Origin of the sequence: Bradyrhizobium sp. RDI18 (genome assembly GCF_043203335.1) — a bacterium.
GTDB lineage: Bacteria > Pseudomonadota > Alphaproteobacteria > Rhizobiales > Xanthobacteraceae > Bradyrhizobium > Bradyrhizobium retamae.
The window spans coordinates 575,987-593,746 of sequence record NZ_JBICRN010000006.1 but is presented as its reverse complement, the minus strand read 5'-3'; the positions used below and the strand labels follow the sequence as shown (position 1 = coordinate 593,746).

Here is a 17,760-nt window from a genome sequence, read left to right as displayed (position 1 = left end):
GCGCTTTGCAGCAGCGATTATCATCTACGGTGTCGCCCAAGCCGCTCGGTAATATCGTGCCACTCGCCACAAGCCGAGCTGGCATCGAAGATGAAGTTGCCACCGGCAGCTTGGGGTCCAAGGGTTGAGGATGTGATGCGTCAGAGCGCGCCCAAATCAACTACCAACTTCAGCAGTGGATGGAACTGACGCAGACATGGCAATTCGCATTAAATGAACGCCGCGCGGCGGCCAGATCAAGGAACTACGGATGCAATATGTGAAAGCTTTGATGCGGTGCCATGTGGGGAGTGCGCATCAATGCCAGGGATGGAGTGAAGCGTGATCAAAGCAAGCGCGACGACAAAGTCGCTGGCTGGAAAGCCCACGCCTTCCGCTCCAGATGATGATCCCTATCTGTGGTTGGAACTGATCGAAGGCGCGCAGGCGCTGAAATTTGTCGAGTGGCAGAATGGCAAGACGCTGCAGGTGTTTGGCGGCGCGGCATTGGAGCGGGATCGCGATGCGCTGACCTCGATTTATGACCGACCTGACAATATCCCCTATGTCAGCCGGCGCGGCGGCTACCTCTACAATCTCTGGAAGGACGCCAACAATCCACGCGGCGTCTGGCGACGAACCTCTCTGGAAGAATTTCGCATGCCGAAGCCTTCATGGGAAGTTCTGCTCGACATCGATCAGCTCGCTATCAGCGAAGGCCAAGACTGGCTTCTGAAAGCGACGGCCTCACTGGCCGGCGATCATAGACGGATGATTTTGAGCCTATCGCGCGGCGGCAGCGATGCCGTCACCTTGCGTGAGTTCGATACCGGCGCGAAGACATTTGTCAGCGATGGCTTCGTCCTGCAGGAAGCCAAGGGCGGGGTTGAGTGGCTCGATCGCGATACGCTGGTGCTGTCGAGCTCTCATGGGCAGGGCATGGCGACGACCTCCGGCTATGCGCGTACGGTGAGGCTCTGGCGTCGCGGTACGCAGGCGGATCAAGCGCCGGTGATCTTTGAGATCGCAGCCGATCATGTCGGAGCCGGCTGGGATGTCGACCACACCGTTGCGCCGCCGCGGATGTGGTTCGTCGATGGGGTGGACGCCTTCAATTTTGCCCGCTGGCTCGGTGACGAATCCGGTGCCACGACTAGAATCAATTTGCCAAGCAACATCTGGATGCTCCCCCATCGCGATTGGCTTGCCATCAAAGATGGCCGCGAAGCTCCAGGCGATGGGCTACGAGGCCGATTTCTACGAGCCGGCGGCGGGCGGCCATGGTTACGGCCGGGACAGCAGCGAGCGCGCCGGCTTCGAGGTGCTGGGCTTTCGGTTCCTGAAGAGCAAGATCGGCTGGCTTGACGGCGAGGCTTAGGCGGGCCCGACGTTTGTGATCCCACAGACTCCAGTGTGATTGTTGCATGACATTTCAGCGGTAGGAGATTGGAAAGAAGCTCGGTTTGACCAGCCCTTTCTGAGGCCTACGCCGTCCAGCGGCATCGGGGGCAGCCTTTCCATTTCTAACGCTTCAACGTTCGCGTGGAGAATACGATGCGCAGCCGCCAATTTCGAGGCCGCCACGTCAACAACGATCATGGCGAGCTGGCTTGCCTGAGCTAGGCGCCCGTTCGCCCCACACGAAGGAGAAACGAGATGAATCAGCGGGATGTGGCCGAAGTCAATCTTCACGACCTACAGGTCTCGGATCCGCTGATTGGGAAATGCCAGCACTTGGTGACGGAAGTGGCGATTCCCTATCAATGGGACGCGCTGAACGACCGCAATCCCGCAGCGACCCGGAGCCACGCGGTAGAAAACTTCCGTATTGCCGCCGGACGTGCGAAGGGGGAGTTCTACGGCACGGTTTTTCAGGACAGTGATGTCGCAAAATGGCTAGAGGCGGTTGCTTGGTCGCTGTGCCAGACACCCAATCCGGACCTGGAGAAAGCCGCCGATGAGCTGATTGAAGTGATTGCGGCCGCCCAATGCGGCGACGGCTATCTCAACACCTATTTCATGCTAAAGGCGCCTCAGGACCGCTGGAGCAACCTAGCCGAATGCCATGAGCTTTACTGTGCCGGCCACTTGATTGAAGCGGGTATCGCTTTCTTTCTGGCTACTGGCAAACGACGCCTGCTGGAGGTCGTTTGCAAGCTTGCGGACCACCTCGGCACAGTTTTCGGCCCGGAGCGCGATCAGTTACACGGCTATGATGGCCATCCAGAAATTGAACTTGCATTGACGCGCCTCTACGAAGTGACGCAGGAGCAGCGATATCTGACGCTAGCCAATTATTTCGTGGAGCAACGCGGCACAGAGCCGCACTTCTATGACATAGAACACGAGAAACGCCGGCAATCCTGCCACGTCAAATCATCTGGCGTGCCCTGGACGGTGAAAAATAAAGCCTATAGCCAGGCGCACCTGCCAATTTCGGAACAGCGGACCGCAACCGGTCATGCGGTTCGGTTTGTATACCTCATGACTGCGGTCGCTCATCTCGCGCGTCTGCGTCAGAACGAGCAGCAACGCCAGGCTTGCCTGCGGCTATGGCAAAACATGGTGCAGCGCCAGATCTATATCACCGGCGGTATCGGCTCGCAAAGATCTCGGCGAAGCGTTCAGCAGTGATTACGATCTGCCGAACGATACTGCGTACGCGGAAAGTTGCGCGTCCATTGGCCTGATGATGTTCGCGCGCCGTATGCTGGAGATGGAAGTGGACAGTCGCTATGCCGACGTGATGGAGCGCGCGTTCTACAATACAGTCCTGGGCAGTATCGCTTTTGATGGGCGTCACTATTTCTATGTTAACCCGCTCGAAGTTCATCCCAAAACGCTGCGGTCCAATGGCATCTACAGTCATGTCAGGCCGGTGCGGCAACGCTGGTTTGGCTGCGCCTGCTGTCCGCCGAACATCGCACGCATTTTCACATCAATTGGTCATTACATCTATACGCCATGCTCCGACGCGCTCTATATCAATCTCTATATTGGCAACAGCGTGGCGGTATCGGTCGGCGGGCATACGCTGCGGTTGCTCATGAGCGGCAACTATCCTTGAGGGACGAGGTGGAAATCGCTGTGGAATCTGCACAGCCAATCGCCCACACGCTCGCCCTGCGCCTGCCGGAATGGTGCAGCGCGCCGGAGACGACCCTGAACGGCGAACCTGTCAATTGTGAGTCGCGCAAGGGCTATTTGCACATTCACCGCACGTGGCGGCAGGGAGATCGGCTCAAACTATCGCTGCCGATGGAAGTACGCCGCATATACGGTCATCCGCAACTTCGCAATTTGGCGGGCAAGGTGGCTATCCAGCGTGGCCCTTTGATTTATTGTCTGGAAGAAGCCGACAACGGGACCGAGTTACACAACGTTTGGCTTCCTGCAGAAAGCCGGTTTTCGCTTATCGAAGGCACTGGTCTCTTTAGCGACAAGATTTTGCTGCAGGCTGATGGGGTTCGGTTGCAACACACGCATTCCGAAGAAAGGGGGCTTTATCAGTACGACAAACTGCCCGGACAGCTACAACCGCAGCCGCTGACATTCATTCCGTGGTTCAGCTGGGCTAACCGCGGCGAAGGCGAAATGCGGATTTGGATTAATGAGCGTTGACGCGAACGCCTGAGTCGCGCGTCAAGTGCGATCAAGTTTGGCCGTGATGATGCCGTATCATCTCGGGCGCATCGGAGCTGACCCTTGCTTTCTTGACGGGCGGACCATCTTGCAGTGCGTCAGCCGTGTTCGGATTATCTACGCTGGCTGTCCGATAGTCAGCTAGATTGCCGCCCAGAAACAAGACCTCGGTCTCCTCGGTCGGTATTCCCCTCACCCAAACTCGCAACTCGTCATCTCCAGGAGCATGGCCGCGCTCTAAAATACCGTTGATTTTTTTGGTCGGCCAAGCGGTGACACTCGGTACCGTGTAGGTGTGTAACTTCTTAGCGTTCTCTGCAATTGCCTTCGCGCCATGCTCGGTCTCGTCCTTTGAAAGGAGCAGTCGTGAGGGGTCCTCGCACAATGACACAAAAGCACTCTCTGTAACGCCTTGGGTGTGCAATGCAGCGAGGCGCGCCATATCAATTTCGTCCTCCCTTTCGTCGTCCGAGCAGATAGCGGCCTTAGAAACATGCGGGCTAGCGTGAGCACGCAAATCCGCTAAGGAACGCACATGCGCGATGGCACTCACCTCCTTCTCTAGGAGCGGCTCGCAATCGATGTCCTCGTTCTGAAAACGGTGTAGCGGCAGATACGATGATGCCAACACGTCCTCGAGAATGTGGTCGCCATCGATACTGCCCGCGGAAGATCCGGTTGTTCTTGGCCACTGTGCTGTTCGCTGCTCAGCCAGCCTGATCTCGTTCCTGAGCGCCTCAACGCTCGCTCCGGCCAGTGATGCGGCAAGTTCGGCGCGCCCTCGGATGAACGATGGGGCCGGGCACCGTTCGCTTTCCTGGATAGCCCACGCTCCCAGATTGCCTTTCGTCATGATCGAGGGCGATCCAACTTCGGAATCTGTCAAAGCGGTAGCTGAATCAGACGTTTGGTGGATTGGCCGAAGGTCACTTAGCTGCTGCTCAAAGTTCGCTTGGTCCGCGGACGGGTGTGCTGATGACCTGGTTTGTCCGCTCAGGTCGTCCGGCTGTTCCGGCGCCCGTTGATGCTGCCGCAGGAGACCGTAAGCTTGGACGGAGTCTTCTGCAGTGTTCGGTGTATCGATATTCATTGTGTTCCCCGCGAGCATAGGTGCATCGGTCCTATTTTTGTAAGGGGGGCGGCTTTCGAGAAGCTGACGAGTCAGAGAAGGAATGCCACTGACGCCCAAACTTTTTCGATCGCTTCCCGCTCAGCTGCCATCACTGCGGAGGAGAGCGCCCCACGAACCTGCATCGGCGGCGCGGATCCACCCTCCGCCACGAAGCGGACGACTCGTAGCCTGCAACAGCACCACTACAGGATGTCAGAGCCGTGGGGGCGATAGGGCTCTCTCCTTTCCAGTCGCGCTCGCCGTCGTGGCTCGCTGCGGCGCCTGCGGCCCAGGCACCCGCAAGACCTATCGAGCTCAGCCGCAGCGCAAGCATCGGCCGGGCAAGGCTCATCATTTTGATTTCGACTTCAGCATGATGGCCTGCACGGCCATAGGGCGATCCGCTGCCCCGTACTGGGCTGCTAGCGGAGCGGCAAACGGAGGTTGCAATTGCTTTCACCTTCCCGACTCAAAACTCTCTCATGCTCATAGGAGCCTTTCTTCGGCAGACACCGATCCTGCTGCACCCGCAGAAAGAACGCTTTGGCCATTGGCTCATATTCTATTTTCTCTAAACCGCGTCAGCTTCTCGAAAGCTAACGGTAGTAGCGTGGGAGGTCGAGAGCGAACGCGCTGCTCAGATATGCGAAACGGCTCCAATCGGACGGGAACATGGCCCCATTTAACAAAATCAATCCGTTCGACAGAGAGTTTGCTGCCTACAACTCCACGGTCCAGCAGCCGCAACAGCAGCAAGTGGATTTTGCGCAGCATTTGGACGAGCTGCCTCAGATGGATGCCGTTAATACCGACAAAGAGTTTTCGATATCTCTGAGGAAGACGATCGCCTCATCCAAGCAGCGGCCGATGCAGCCCGTGATCGGGGGACGCCGCCGAGCACCGTCACCGTCGGCATTTATGATCGTCATCTTCAAATTGGCTGATGCGCTCAAGCGTTCTGGCCAAACTATTGCTATGCTCGATGACGAGTCGTTGCTCGATCGCGCTAAACGGCTGTTTCCGAAAGACAAGGTAATCGTCCCCGCGTTGTCAATGCTTAGTCGATATCGTGAGCCCGGTGCCGCCGCTCGCCCCATTACAACACATTATCGCGCTTCCAAAGAAGATGACCGCCTCATCAGGGCGGCGGCCGAAGCAGGCTTTGGTCGAGCGATCGACCGGAAAACCGCCGAAAATTATTCTAGCAATCTTCGCAAGTTATCTGCAGCACTCCGGCCTTCCTCGAAGGCTATGCTCGGTCACGATCTCGCTGGTCGGCACGCTAAGAGGTTGTTTCCGAGCGACAACAAACTCATCTATGCGTTGAACAGGCTTCGTGAGTACCGCGAGAGCGCGGGCAGGGCACTTCGCGCGAGGAGGGAGGCAGTTCGCGGTTGCCATTAGGGCCGGCGGCCCATGCGCCCGTGCAAAGTTTCGGTCAGGAACAGCTTTTGGGTAGTGCCGCGGATCGGGGCGGCCCGGTGCTGGCCGACAGATTCGATGCGCCGGAGCTTTGGCAGGGAATGGGTTCAGCCGCCCACTGGCCCGCGCAGAGTGTCGACCAGGAGCAGCTTTTGGATGCCGCGGATCGGGGCGGCGAGCCTGCAAGCCAGCTTTGAAGAGCGCGTGAGCGGACTGCGAGACGGTTCGGGCTCGGACAGGCCCAGGCGCGGCTACAGCCAGGCCTTTGGGGAGGACGTGGCGCTTATTCGCGAAGCCAAGCCAGCAGCCCGCGACAAAGGCGTACCCGAGCGTTGCGTCACGAACGCGCGAACTGATGTACAAGATCTAAGCATCTGGCTTCGCTAGAACAATAGGGCTCCAATAGCGGGCCGGCTTGACCACGATTCCCTTGTGGCCGATATGCGGGACTATATCACCAATGGTGGTGGTCCCCGGAGTGTCGTGTCGTCGGTGAACTCCCGACGCTAGACGACCTACTCGGTCGAGCCCCTCGCGCCCTAGATCCCTATCCCTAGATGCCCGCCTGATCAACGAGGCGTTGTGGCACGCCGCGCGCGACGTTGGAGCCTCGACTGGTGAGCAGAGGAGGCCTATTCATATGCGGGCTACCCGTCTTCGCGCGCTCAGTGACTGGCTGAAAAAGGAGAATAGGGGGAGCTCGTTGGCCGGCTCAACGGCACAGCGGCAGTCAGCGGCACCAGGACGTGTTTCAGGAAGACGTTACGGTGTTCAGGGGATCGGGTCGAAATCGAACACTAATGGACGGGGATTTGGCGATCCTTCGGAACTACCTACAAACGGTCGACGCGGACCAGGCGCTGGGGTTGCAAGGCCGCGAGCAATCGGGTTTGCCCGCAATGGAGGGCGATCAGGACCCTTCTGTCGGGGCTCCGTTGTCAGACATCTATGGCGGTCTTGAGCCACTGGTTCACCTGAATGCGCCCACACCGTACGATTTGCGTGACGATGCTCACCCTGCGCCCGCGCTGGACCTCGCCGGACCGTCGTCGTCTGCCAGGGCTCCGTCGCCAGACATCTACGGCGGCCTTGAGTCACTGGTTGATTTGAATGCGCGCACAGCGCACGAGTTGCGTGACGATGCCGACTCTGCCCCGCCCTGGACGCCGCCAAACCGGCCGTAAGTCGTCCGAATCGTCCCACCCGGTAAGCGGTTCAGAGGCATATCACGCAGCGACCTGATTTCTGTTTCGCCGTTCCTGCAGGACTTTCCAACGGCACCTACCAGCTGCCGGACGCGGGCAGGGGAGGGCAATTGGTCGGCGTCAAGGCCAGCCGCGAGCTAGCCGACATTTTGGTTCGACATGGATGGCAATCGCACTGAGAGGCTTCGAGATTTGCAAGAGCGGGTTAATCGACGCGAATGCGAGAGTGACTGCGTCGCTGATCAATCAACGCGGCAGAAGCCACGCTGATAGTGCGATCTTCTGTCGCCAGCGCTCGCCTTCGCATATTATTGATGACGAGCTTTGGAATCGCTGCCGGCAGGAAAATGATCTGGACTTTACGGCCGCGAACCCAAGACCAAAGCGATCCTGACGACCCCAGGAAATCACACCATCGCTGTTGCGGGACCGATTACCGGGGCGAATCCGCCTTCGGCCGCCAGTGAAGCAGTTCAAGTGCGCGGGCGATACGCAAGATATCGCGCGCAGGTCACCACCCTTCACATCCGTAGCAGCTACGACAGGTTTCCTGCATTGTCCGCACCGCGACACGCGCCAAGATAGTTGGATCCGATTCACCCCCTGCGGCCAGAGTTAAGACCTTCTCGGCAAGGCATGCCTTCAACGAAGACGTCCGCCTCGCTTCGGGCACCATCCGGACAGCATGCTCCAAAACACCTCTCAACTCAGCACATACTTTATTTTGCGCGGATTTTGCAGGCGTCATGATGCTACTCCACAAAATAGAACCTGTTCATGCGGGCTCCGGCCTACCCAGCCAGTGTTTCCAAAAAAACATAGAACTCGGCACCCGATGGCCCCTTCCGTCGAGTGAGTGTGGCAGTCGGGTTGGGGACGGTCACACCGACGAATACAGGAGATATGATGAGGTCATGTAACGTTCGACGAAGGAATCACTGCGGCTCGCTGGGATGTAGTGCCACTCGATCTGCCGGTGCTGCGACCAGCCCGTTGCCATGCTGGTGAGCTCGGTGCCGCGGGGGACGATCATCGCTGGACAAACGTGGAATGCAATCACAGCGTTGAGCTCGCGCGCGACCCGCAAGACTGGCGACGAACGTATACGATAAGCAAGACGTTCGCGCGTGAAGTCATCGACGATGGCCAGGATGCGGAAGCCAGAATAGATCTCAACTTCTAATTGGTCGAGAGCGTCCAGGCCCTCATCGCGCTCTTGGGGAGCTCAGTTCATTTAGCGGAAGACCGAAGCGCTCTGGCACCCCGGGGGCGGCGCGTAGCCGGCCAAGGAATGGCTTCAATGCTCTTTCGATGGCGTCCCGATCAGCCAACAGCTTTACCTTCGTCCACCACCAGATCGTCTCGTCCATGTCGACATCCAGTCCAGAGAAGAATTCGATGCGCTGGCTGCCTCCGCGTCGCTCAACGCGCGAAGTTTGCGCCACAGTCAGTTCCCTTGCCGCTCACCACAGTGCCAGCCCAAAATCCACCCGGTATCGCACTCGCACTACGGTTCACCCGAAGATGTGCTGAACGATGCCTCCTTTTTTCAGACGAGAAGCGCGTAATCCTATCGTCATGGCCCTTGGATATGTATGGTCAATTCTCCCCGGGCTTCGCGAGGTAACGCTTATCCTGCATAGACTGTATCTGGACGACATGCTGGCGGCGCTGAAGCAGCTGGACGAGAAGAACGGCCCGCCGCCACGCGGGAGATTGACCACGCGGCGGCCTCGTTTCAGCAGGCCTGACTGCACTGCTGCTGACGAGCCGCAGCGTTCTATCGACAGACACGCTGCGATGAGGTGGCATCGATCGATGCAACCCTCGCGCACACCGAATCAGTCGCGATCGAGCCGCGAGGCAAATGTACTGCCACTTGCTGAAGAATGGCACGATTGGTCAGTAGTTCCACTAAGTAGGCATCCGGGATGACTTCGATTGATGATAGCTTAAGTGAGATCAAATCCGTGCGGAACGACATTTGGCGTTGTCGTAGATTGCTTCAAACCGAGCTGCCTGATGCGGAGCGAAAAGTCGTTGAGAAGCGCCTGCTTGAACTGCGTTCCGCCTTTGAACGGCTCTTAGCAACCACATTTCCTTTGACGTTGAGGCTCTGTGGTCAATTCGGAGCCTGTGCCGCCCGGCCGCGGCTGTCGATGCCAGTCCATTGCGCCAACCGGCCGCGCGGATCGATCTCCAAGAGCTTGACACCGGAACGAACATCGCTGCAGTGACGGGAGATGCCGCGCAGCACACCGTCCCGCGAGGCCAACTCCGGCACGCCGGAGATGGCCGATTACGAGATCCTTGTAGATGCGCGTGCCGATTTCGACTGGCGCCCGCCAACGGCCGGCGAAGTTTGAGTAGACAAAGCGTTTCCGCGTCTAGCAGGATGCTGAAAAAGACGTTTCGTGAGTCGGCTGGAGTGTGATTCTGTGCATGCGTTTGATTCCTTTGGATTGGGGACCTGGATGCGCGGCGAAGATAAGCATGCGGAACACCTTTTCAGCTACGTGCGGCTGGAGACACGGATCCCGACGGACCATCCGCTGCGAGCGATCCGGGAGCTCGTTGATGCGGCGCTTAAGGATTTGTCGCGGTCGTTTGATCGGCTGTATGCCCGCGAAGGACGGCCGTCGATCCCGCCGGAGCGGCTGTTGCGAGCGCTGTTGCTGCAGGCGTTCTACACGGTGCGCTCGGAGCGGCAGTTGATGGAGCAGCTCGACTACAATCTGCTGTTCCGCTGGTTTGTCGGATTGTCTGCGGACGATTCGGTGTGGGACGCGACCGTATTCTGCAAGAACCGAGATCGGCTGCTCGACGGCGATATCGCGGCAAAGTTTTTCACAAGCGTTCTCAACCTGCCGCAGGTGAGCAAGCTGCTGTCGAGCGAGCACTTCTCGGTCGACGGGACCTTGATCGAGGCCTGGGCCAGCATGAAGAGCTTTGTACCGAAGGATGACGACGGCAAACCACCTGCGGACAAGGGCGGCGGCGGGCGCAATGCCGAGCGCAACTTTCACGGCCAAAAGCGTAAGAATGACACGCATTCTTCGACCACTGACCCGGACGCCAGGCTGTTCCGCAAGGGCGCTGGCAAGGAAGCTAAGCTCTGTCACATGGGTCATCTGATGACGGAGAACCGCAACGGGCTGATCGTCGATGCGCGACTGACCGAGGCCAACGGCACCGCTGAACGGACGACCGCGCTCGACATGATCGAGGATAATGCCAACCCTGGCAGCACTGTGGGGGGCGACAAGAACTACGACACTGCCGACTTCGTCGCGGGCTGTCGCGAGCGCGGCTGCACCCCGCATGTCTCCCAGAACAATGCCAATCGCCGCTCGGCGATCGATGCGCGCACCACCCGCCATCCCGGCTATCGCATCAGCACCATCAAGCGAAAGCGGATCGAGGAGCCGTTCGGCTGGATCAAGACGGTCGGCGGGCTGCGCAAGACCCGTCATCGAGGCCGAGGCTTGGTGGAGTGGTTCTTTGTATTGACCGCAACCGCCTACAATCTCGTTCGCATCCCCAAAATTCTGGCAGCGACGGGATGAATCCGTCTGGAGCATCGAAAATGACGAAAAACGGCAACCAGAACCCGGCGTCCGACGCCGTTCGGACCTCATCGACCGTCGCCTCGTCGCGCTCATTGAGAAAATCGCTCCCGCAATCAGCTTTTTCAGCACCCTGCTAGATCACCAGCCGGTTCGCAATGGCGTCGGCAGCATCGGTCCATCCGTCTCCGTCGACGATGCCGATCCTGCCCGGTCGGGTTTCGTCTGCGACATGGAGACGAGGACCTGTCCCCGCCTACTGCAGTCGGCGCGAACCGCTTTAAGCATCTGCATGGTATAATGGACGCGCTCACCGACGACATCTTCCATCTGCGCGGTGTCGGCAAACAGCGCGTCATGAAAGGCCATCTTGCCCCGGATCACAGGCGGGCGTGCAGCACGCGCTTTCTGTCCGAAAGTAAACCCTCGGCTTGTCTCAAATCCGCCAATCTGTTGCGAACGCGACGTTGCGCAAAAGTCCGAGGGCTATCGCGTCGCTTACGCTGGCCTAAAACCTTGCAGGAAATAAGCAGATAAGGGCCAATGTTTTTTGCGATCGCCGCAGATCCGGTGTTTGGCCCCGACAATATGGATGCACTCGGCGCTTTCAAAGATGCGCGCATCGTTCACTTCGCAATGGTGCAACGGTTGCGGGCAGATCGGGTGCTGGACGATCGATCGATTCCGACGGCCGCCCTCTAGCCATCATAGCCAATCTGGTCGGCCAACCGTGAAGCTGCATTGCCTGCTCGCGCGCGACTGCGGGCAATTGTTGGCGCCGCGCTCGGGGCTACAGAAGAGGCTGTCAGAGCTGAAGCCCACCCGCGACGGCAAGAAGGTCCATTTCAAGCGTCATCAGCACCGTCACTGCGGCCAGATCGAGAAGATCGCGGTCGTTGCCAAGTCCACACGATCGTACTGTTGCGGGGCGTTCCGCGACCGGCAAGGAACTGGTCGCCACGCGTGCACGAGCTGTCGCCCCCGCTGCCTGAGACGGTGCTGGATCGGAATTGTCCGCCCAAGAGAAGAGGTCTTCATCGGAGCGCTGAACTCGCTCAAGGAATATCGAATGGCTGACATGGCAACGCCGTTTCTCGACGAGATCGGTGAGATCTCGCCACTCCTCCAGAAGCTGCTTTGTCTCCTGCAGGAGCAGCGGTTCCAGCGCGTCGGCGACTAGAGACTATCAAGGTCGCCGTACTGTCACTGATGCCATCAACCGCAATCTCCAAAGGCGGTGGCGCGAAACAAGTTCCGCGCAGACCTCTACCATGGCATCAGCGTCGGGGAGCGGGGCGAAAATTACCGACCGCGACACCGTTATCGCGGGCATGGAGAAGTCGGGCTGGGCGCGGGCGGAGGGCGATTCGCCTCCTCGGGTTAACCCCATGCCAGACCAGCTACGCGCTCAAGAAGTACGGCATTCATATCAGGCGCCTGTGAGCCGAGTGTTGTGGTCGCGACACGCTGTCTGGCCCAGGACACGCGCGAGACGGAAAATAGCCGAGATAAATCAAAGCTCGGCGTTTGGCACGAGCCTTGAAAGAAAGAAGCCGTCCCGCGTCGCCTGCCCAAGGAATCGGAGTTTATGGCTTACAAGATAATCGCCTCCCAGTGCACCGTCTGCGGCGCGTGTGAGTTCGAATGCCCCAACGCAGCAATCGGCCTCAAGAACGACATCTATGTAATCGATCCGAAGAAGTGCACCCAATGCGAGGATCATTTTGACGCGCCGCAATGCGCTGTTGTCTGCCCGGTGCCCGACACATGCGTGCAGGCATAGAAGAGCGGCCGATGAGTGGGGCCGTGACGCGCAGCAAGATTGAGACTCTCTCGGCGGCGGTAACTTCTCTGATCGGTCGCCCGATTGGCCTGATCGCCGGCCTCGAACTGCGTGCGGCTTGCGCGATCGCCTATGCATCGAAGCAGGCACGGCGCAGCCCTCGTCGGAAATGGGCGGAGTTGTCCTTGCGGAGCAGGCAATTGTAGCCGTACGGGAGACGGTCGACCGGGTGCGCCGCATCGACGTCGATCAATATCGATATGGTTTTGAGACGGTCATTGAATCGGAAAAGGCCCCAAGGGTCTGTTCGGAAGACACCGTCCGCTTCATTTCCGCGAAGAAGAACGAGCCGGCCTGGATGCTGGAATGGCGGTTGGAGGCCTATCGCCGCTGGCTGACCATGACCGAGCCGACCTGGGCGCGCGTCAACTACCCCAAGATCGATTACCAGGACATTCACTACTACGCGGCGCCGAAGCCGAAGAAGACGCTGTCCTCGATCGACGAAATCGATCCTGAAATCCTCGAGCCCTACGAGAAGCTCGGCATTCCCTTGCGTGAAGTCGCCATTCTCGAAGGTGTCGAGCCCCCGCCCGGCGGCAAGCCGTCGGCCAATCGCAAGATCGCGGTCGACGCGGTGTTCGACTCGGTTTCGGTCGCGACCACGTTCCAGAAGGAGCTGAAGGCCGCCGGCGTGATCTTCATGCCGATCTCGGAGGCGATTCGCGAGCACCCCGATCTGGTGAAGCAGTATCTCGGATCGGTCGTGCCGACCTCGGACAACTACTTCGCGACACTAAATTCGGCGGTGTTCTCCGACGGCTTGTTCGTCTACGTGCCGCCGGGCGTGCGCTGCCCGATGGAGCTGTCGACCTATTTCCGCACTAACGAGCGCAATACCGGCCAGTTCGAGCGCACACTGATCATCGCCGACAAGGGCTCCTACGTCAGCTATCTCGAAGGCTGCACCGCACCGCAGCGCGATGAGAACCAGTTGCATGCCGCCGTGGTCGAACTCGTCGCGCTCGACGATGCCGAGATCAAATATTCGACGGTGCAGAACTGGTATCCCCGGCAATTCGGAAGGTGTTGGCGGCATCTACAATTTCGTCACCAAGCGCGGCGACTGCCGCGGCAACCATTCGAAGATCTCCTGGACCCAGGTCGAGACCGGCTCGGCGATCACCTGGAAGTATCCGAGCTGCATCCTGCGCGGCGACAATTCGCGCGGCGAGTTCTACTCGATCGCGATCTCGAACGGTCACCAGCAGGTCGATTCTGGCACCAAGATGGTCCATCTCGGCAAGAACACGTCGAGCCGGATCATCTCCAAGGGGCATTGCGGCTGGCGTGTCGCAAAACACCTATCGCGGCCTGGTAACTGCTCACCGCAAGGCGACGGGCGCACGCAACTTTACCGCCTGCGACTCGCTCCTTGCCGCCTGAATTGACCTGTGTGCCGCCGACCGAACCGTTTCCGAAGGCGGGCCGCCGTTCACCGTGAGGCTGCTTGATGCGCTGATCGAGCCGTCCACCTCGAGCGCACCCGCATGTGTGGTCTCACGGCAACAATGGCGCGAGAGGGACATAGATCTGGGACAGATGCTGCAACGCTGTGCAGCAGGGGGCGCCCTCTTTCATCTGAGCACGGGAGCGCCCCAATCGGGCACGGTGGCCTGCCGATCCTCAGTCGCCATCTGCCTGTCGGGCAAAACCGAGAGCCGGCGGGCCTACACGTCCCCGCAGGCCGCCTCGACATTCTTCGGCCCGCGGCCATAGCCTGCGATCATGAACAGCGCGCGGATGATCGCGAGGTTCTTCAAGGCATCGATCAGGACCTGGGCGTTGCCAGGTGCCGGCTGATTCCAGAAGTCGTAGAAATAGCAAGTCGAGATCCGAGATAGAAGACCAAAACAAACACAAAGAAGCGCGCACCAAAGTTCAACGCGATCATCAGCCCCGTGATGAGTTCGAGCGCGCCGACCACAACCGCCAGAGGTTGCGGCGTCGGCATTCCGGTCGCGCTCTCAAGCGGCGCGGTGTAGGGCGCGAACGCCTCGGGAGTTGAAAATTTGGTCGCGATGAGATCGGCGGTCTGCTGTATGCCGAACAGCTTTGTCGCCCCCGTGTAGATGAACAGAACCGCGAACAGAACTCGCCCGAAGGTAACGAACGCTGGCTGGTGGATCTCACTGCAGTGAGGATGCGGGAAGAGCGGACGGAGGAGCGGAACGATTATGGTCCTTCCGCTCTCCGCGATCAAATCGAATCCGCCTGCGCCCGGAAGGCGACCGCCTTCAATTAGCCGAGTTGCTGACGGCCGGCGCGCTCCTGGGCTTCGACGGCGGCAACCGCCGTCATGTTGAGGACACCGCGCGCCGTCACCCCTGGGGTGAGGATGTGCGCCGGACGCGCCGGGCCGATCAGGATCGGACCAACGGGAAGCGCGTCCGCCAGCGTCTTGATCATCTGGTAGGCGACGTTGGCGGTGTCGAGATTCGGCATGATCAGGATGTTGGCATCGCCTTCCAGGTTCGAATGCGGCAGCACGAGTTTTCGCGCGGCAGCCGAGAGCGCGGTATCGCCCTGCATCTCGCCGTCGGCCTCGAGCTCCGGATGCTTTTCCTTCAATAGCGCGGTGGCACGGCGCATCTTGCGCGAGGAATCCGTATCATAACTGCCGAAGTCGGAATGTGACACGAAGGCGACGCGTGGCTTCATGTTGAACCGCTGGACATGGGTTGCCGCCAGCGACGCCACCTCCGCCAGCTCCTCGGCGCTCGGATTCGGACGCACCTGAGTATCGGCAATGAAATAGGACCCCTTGCTGGTGATCATCATTGCCAGCGCCGCGAAATCGCTGACGCCGGGCAGGAAGCCGATGATCTCGCGAACATGGCGCAGATGGCTCATATAGCGGCCTTCGACGCCGCAGATCATGGCGTCAGCCTCGCCGCGCACCACTGCCAGTGCGGCAATCACGGTGTTGTTGGTGCGAACCACCGTGCGCGCAGCCTCGGGCGTGACGCCGCGCCTGCCAGCCACGTCGATATAGGTCTGCACGTAGGAGCGGTAGCGCGGATCGTCTTCCGGGTTGACGAGGTCGAAATCTTGCCCAGCCTTGATCGAGAGGCCGAACCGCTTGATCCTGGCTTCGACCACGGAAGGCCGCCCGACCAGGATCGGCCGCGCCAGCTTCTCTTCCAGCACCACCTGCGTCGCGCGCAGCACGCGCTGGTCCTCGCCCTCGGCATAGATCACGCGGACCGGCTGGGTCTTGGCCTTGGCGAACACCGGCTTCATGACGAGACCGGAGCGGAAGGCGAAGCGTTCCAAGAGCGCGGTATATTCCTCGAAATTCGTGATCGGGCGCGTCGCCACGCCGGATTCCATCGCGGCTCGCGCCACTGCCGGCGCGATGCGCAGGATCAGCCGCGGATCGAACGGGCTCGGAATCAGCGAGCCCGGGCCGAAGCCTTGCGCCTCACCGCTGTCAAAACCTTGCGCCACCGCATCCGACGGCGGATCGCGCGCGAGTTGCGCGATAGCGTCGACGGCGGCATGTTTCATTTCCTCGTTGATCCCGGTGGCGCCGACGTCGAGCGCGCCGCGGAAGATGAACGGAAAGCACAGGACGTTGTTGACCTGGTTCGGAAAGTCGGAACGCCCGGTGCAGATCATCGCGTCGGGGCGCGCTTTCCGCGCCTCCTCCGGCATGATCTCCGGGGTCGGATTGGCCAGCGCCATTACCAGCGGCTGGTCCGCCATCGACTTGACCATCTCTGATGTCAGCACGTTCGGCGCGGATAAACCTAAGAAAATATCCGCGCCGCCGATCACATCCGCCAGCACGCGCGCGCTGGTCTTCTGCGCATAGACCGCCTTCCAGCGATCCATCAGCGTGTTGCGCCCTTCATGCACGACACCGTCGATGTCGCAGACCCAGATGTTCTTGCGCTGCGCGCCCATCGACACCAACAGATTGAGGCACGCGATCGCCGCAGCACCGGCGCCGGAGCAGACGATCTTCACATCGGGCAGCCTCTTACCGTTCAACAGCAACCCATTGACGATCGCGGCTCCCACGATGATGGCCGTGCCATGCTGGTCGTCGTGGAACACCGGGATCTTCATGCGCTCCTTGAGCTGCGCCTCGATCTCAAAGCATTCCGGTCCCTTGATGTCCTCGAGATTGATGCCGCCGAAGGTCGGCTCCAGCGCCGCCACCGTCTCGACCGCGCGCTCGATGGTGTCGGCGGCGATTTCGATGTCGAAGACGTCGATCCCTGCGAATTTCTTGAACAGGACCGCCTTGCCCTCCATGACGGGCTTGGACGCCAGCGGGCCGATGTTGCCGAGGCCGAGCACGGCGCTGCCGTTACTGACCACGGCGACCAAATTGCCACGCGCCGTCAGCGAGGCGGCCTCAGCGGGGTCTTTGGCGATTTCGGTGCAGGCGGCGGCAACGCCGGGCGAATAGGCGAGCGCAAGGTCGCGCTGGTTGACGAGCGGCTTGATCGCCTGGATTTCGAGCTTACCGGGTCGTGGCAGCCGGTGATAAGCCAGCGCCGCCGAAAGGAGATCTTCAGAATGGGATGACATGCTACTCTCGCGTTTCCTGACCCGAAGCTTCTAATTCTGTGCTAGTCTAACCGAGGTCAGTTGTCCGGTAGATGGAGCCGGATGTGAAGCACGCCCGGCAGCCTGGATGCAACATCGGATCGCACCCCATCAACAGCCCCTAGTGCGTTAAGGCGCATCAGCTAGGGCGGCCTGGGCGTCGACGCGCATGCAGAAGACCATAGAGCGGAAATCGTACGAGCGCTGTGGCTTGAGGTGCTCAAGGCACTCGAGCAACGCCTGCGGATCGGCCGGGACGATCTCTCTGGCTGGTCGGCCCAATAGCATTGGGATCAGGATGGCGACGAGGCCAGGCGCAATGTGCGCACGACCGTCGCCAACGAGGTGAGCAGCGGTCGGGCTTCGCAACAATGGTGAACCAGACTGGCTGACGCAGCCTTGCAGCTGGGGCGCCTCGTCACGTGCCATTTC

14 protein-coding genes and 5 pseudogenes are annotated in these 17,760 nt (G+C 59.9%); 10 read left to right on the top strand and 9 right to left on the bottom strand.

The window, feature by feature from the left end:
* Positions 1 to 321 precede the first annotated feature (321 nt).
* The 3 genes and pseudogenes from ACFXS9_RS03815 to ACFXS9_RS03805 form a co-directional block, all read left to right on the top strand.
* A pseudogene (locus ACFXS9_RS03815) lies at positions 322 to 1,194 on the top strand (S9 family peptidase); the annotation flags it as partial.
* A 441-nt stretch (positions 1,195 to 1,635) separates the two neighbouring features.
* Positions 1,636 to 3,046 (top strand): annotated as a pseudogene (locus ACFXS9_RS03810) (glycoside hydrolase family 127 protein).
* A gap of 8 nt (positions 3,047 to 3,054) precedes the next feature.
* On the top strand, positions 3,055 to 3,600 hold the full coding sequence (locus ACFXS9_RS03805) for a hypothetical protein (protein ID WP_392685306.1): 546 nt from the start codon (positions 3,055 to 3,057) through the stop codon (positions 3,598 to 3,600).
* A gap of 31 nt (positions 3,601 to 3,631) precedes the next feature.
* Here the strand turns inward: ACFXS9_RS03805 and ACFXS9_RS03800 are convergent, their stop codons facing one another.
* Entirely contained in the window at positions 3,632 to 4,711 is a 1,080-nt protein-coding gene (locus tag ACFXS9_RS03800; protein ID WP_392685303.1) for a hypothetical protein, read from the bottom strand.
* Between the two features lie 693 nt (positions 4,712 to 5,404).
* On the opposite strand from ACFXS9_RS03800, the gene ACFXS9_RS03795 reads away from it, so the two are divergent.
* Together ACFXS9_RS03795 and ACFXS9_RS03790 are read left to right on the top strand one after the other, a co-directional pair.
* Complete coding sequence (locus ACFXS9_RS03795) at positions 5,405 to 6,136, top strand: hypothetical protein (RefSeq protein ID WP_392685300.1); 732 nt, start codon at positions 5,405 to 5,407, stop codon at positions 6,134 to 6,136.
* A gap of 818 nt (positions 6,137 to 6,954) precedes the next feature.
* Positions 6,955 to 7,338, top strand: a complete 384-nt coding sequence (locus ACFXS9_RS03790; RefSeq protein WP_392685297.1) for a hypothetical protein — start codon at positions 6,955 to 6,957, stop codon at positions 7,336 to 7,338.
* Between the two features lie 901 nt (positions 7,339 to 8,239).
* Here the strand turns inward: ACFXS9_RS03790 and ACFXS9_RS03785 are convergent.
* From ACFXS9_RS03785 to ACFXS9_RS03775, 3 genes and pseudogenes are all read right to left on the bottom strand, one after another.
* A complete protein-coding gene (locus ACFXS9_RS03785; protein ID WP_392685294.1) occupies positions 8,240 to 8,392 on the bottom strand; it encodes a hypothetical protein in 153 nt (50 codons plus the stop codon).
* 172 nt (positions 8,393 to 8,564) lie between these two features.
* Positions 8,565 to 8,804, bottom strand: a complete 240-nt coding sequence (locus tag ACFXS9_RS03780) for a hypothetical protein (RefSeq protein WP_392685291.1) — start codon at positions 8,802 to 8,804, stop codon at positions 8,565 to 8,567.
* Between the two features lie 677 nt (positions 8,805 to 9,481).
* Positions 9,482 to 9,740: pseudogene (locus tag ACFXS9_RS03775) on the bottom strand (xanthine dehydrogenase); the annotation flags it as partial.
* A gap of 93 nt (positions 9,741 to 9,833) precedes the next feature.
* Between ACFXS9_RS03775 and ACFXS9_RS03770 the strand changes: the two are divergent.
* The gene (locus ACFXS9_RS03770) at positions 9,834 to 10,925 is read left to right on the top strand and encodes an IS5 family transposase (protein WP_214494610.1); all 1,092 of its coding nucleotides are present in this window, start codon (positions 9,834 to 9,836) and stop codon (positions 10,923 to 10,925) included.
* Between the two features lie 141 nt (positions 10,926 to 11,066).
* On the opposite strand, the gene ACFXS9_RS03765 is transcribed toward ACFXS9_RS03770, so the two are convergent.
* The gene (locus ACFXS9_RS03765; RefSeq protein WP_392685288.1) at positions 11,067 to 11,294 is read right to left on the bottom strand and encodes a hypothetical protein; all 228 of its coding nucleotides are present in this window, start codon (positions 11,292 to 11,294) and stop codon (positions 11,067 to 11,069) included.
* 174 nt (positions 11,295 to 11,468) lie between these two features.
* Between ACFXS9_RS03765 and ACFXS9_RS03760 the strand changes: the two genes are divergently transcribed.
* Positions 11,469 to 11,627, top strand: coding sequence for a hypothetical protein (locus tag ACFXS9_RS03760; protein ID WP_392685285.1), 159 nt, complete (start codon positions 11,469 to 11,471; stop codon positions 11,625 to 11,627).
* A 103-nt stretch (positions 11,628 to 11,730) separates the two neighbouring features.
* On the opposite strand, the gene ACFXS9_RS03755 is transcribed toward ACFXS9_RS03760, so the two are convergent.
* Positions 11,731 to 11,886: a hypothetical protein gene (locus ACFXS9_RS03755; protein WP_392685282.1), complete on the bottom strand. Its 156-nt coding sequence runs from the start codon at positions 11,884 to 11,886 to the stop codon at positions 11,731 to 11,733.
* A 108-nt stretch (positions 11,887 to 11,994) separates the two neighbouring features.
* On the opposite strand from ACFXS9_RS03755, the gene ACFXS9_RS03750 reads away from it, so the two are divergent.
* From ACFXS9_RS03750 to sufB, 3 genes and pseudogenes are all read left to right on the top strand, one after another.
* Entirely contained in the window at positions 11,995 to 12,105 is a 111-nt protein-coding gene (locus ACFXS9_RS03750) for a sigma 54-interacting transcriptional regulator (protein WP_392685279.1), read from the top strand.
* Between the two features lie 408 nt (positions 12,106 to 12,513).
* Positions 12,514 to 12,708, top strand: a complete 195-nt coding sequence (locus ACFXS9_RS03745) for a 4Fe-4S dicluster domain-containing protein (RefSeq protein ID WP_057846613.1) — start codon at positions 12,514 to 12,516, stop codon at positions 12,706 to 12,708.
* A gap of 199 nt (positions 12,709 to 12,907) precedes the next feature.
* Positions 12,908 to 14,145, top strand: a pseudogene (gene sufB / locus ACFXS9_RS03740) (Fe-S cluster assembly protein SufB); the annotation flags it as partial.
* Positions 14,146 to 14,438: 293 nt separating this feature from the next.
* On the opposite strand, the pseudogene ACFXS9_RS03735 reads toward sufB, so the two are convergent.
* The 3 genes and pseudogenes from ACFXS9_RS03735 to ACFXS9_RS03725 all read right to left on the bottom strand — a co-directional run bounded on the left by ACFXS9_RS03735 (position 14,439) and on the right by ACFXS9_RS03725 (position 17,757).
* Positions 14,439 to 14,896, bottom strand: a pseudogene (locus tag ACFXS9_RS03735) (DoxX family protein).
* 113 nt (positions 14,897 to 15,009) lie between these two features.
* A complete protein-coding gene (locus ACFXS9_RS03730; protein ID WP_392685276.1) occupies positions 15,010 to 17,310 on the bottom strand; it encodes an NADP-dependent malic enzyme in 2,301 nt (766 codons plus the stop codon).
* Positions 17,311 to 17,457: 147 nt separating this feature from the next.
* A complete protein-coding gene (locus ACFXS9_RS03725) occupies positions 17,458 to 17,757 on the bottom strand; it encodes a SufE family protein (RefSeq protein ID WP_392685274.1) in 300 nt (99 codons plus the stop codon).
* Positions 17,758 to 17,760: the final 3 nt, after the last annotated feature.

Excerpts from the sequence above, each read along its gene's own strand:
- ACFXS9_RS03800 (WP_392685303.1), bottom strand. The coding sequence starts at position 4,711 with ATGAATATCGATACACCGAACACTGCAGAAGACTCCGTCCAAGCTTAC.
- ACFXS9_RS03795 (WP_392685300.1), top strand. The coding sequence starts at position 5,405 with ATGGCCCCATTTAACAAAATCAATCCGTTCGACAGAGAGTTTGCTGCC.
- ACFXS9_RS03790 (WP_392685297.1), top strand. The coding sequence starts at position 6,955 with ATGGACGGGGATTTGGCGATCCTTCGGAACTACCTACAAACGGTCGAC.
- ACFXS9_RS03785 (WP_392685294.1), bottom strand. The coding sequence starts at position 8,392 with ATGATCGTCCCCCGCGGCACCGAGCTCACCAGCATGGCAACGGGCTGG.
- ACFXS9_RS03770 (WP_214494610.1), top strand. The coding sequence starts at position 9,834 with ATGCGCGGCGAAGATAAGCATGCGGAACACCTTTTCAGCTACGTGCGG.
- ACFXS9_RS03765 (WP_392685288.1), bottom strand. The coding sequence starts at position 11,294 with ATGGCCTTTCATGACGCGCTGTTTGCCGACACCGCGCAGATGGAAGAT.
- ACFXS9_RS03760 (WP_392685285.1), top strand. The coding sequence starts at position 11,469 with ATGTTTTTTGCGATCGCCGCAGATCCGGTGTTTGGCCCCGACAATATG.
- ACFXS9_RS03750 (WP_392685279.1), top strand. The coding sequence starts at position 11,995 with ATGGCTGACATGGCAACGCCGTTTCTCGACGAGATCGGTGAGATCTCG.
- ACFXS9_RS03745 (WP_057846613.1), top strand. The coding sequence starts at position 12,514 with ATGGCTTACAAGATAATCGCCTCCCAGTGCACCGTCTGCGGCGCGTGT.
- ACFXS9_RS03730 (WP_392685276.1), bottom strand. The coding sequence starts at position 17,310 with ATGTCATCCCATTCTGAAGATCTCCTTTCGGCGGCGCTGGCTTATCAC.
- ACFXS9_RS03725 (WP_392685274.1), bottom strand. The coding sequence starts at position 17,757 with ATGGCACGTGACGAGGCGCCCCAGCTGCAAGGCTGCGTCAGCCAGTCT.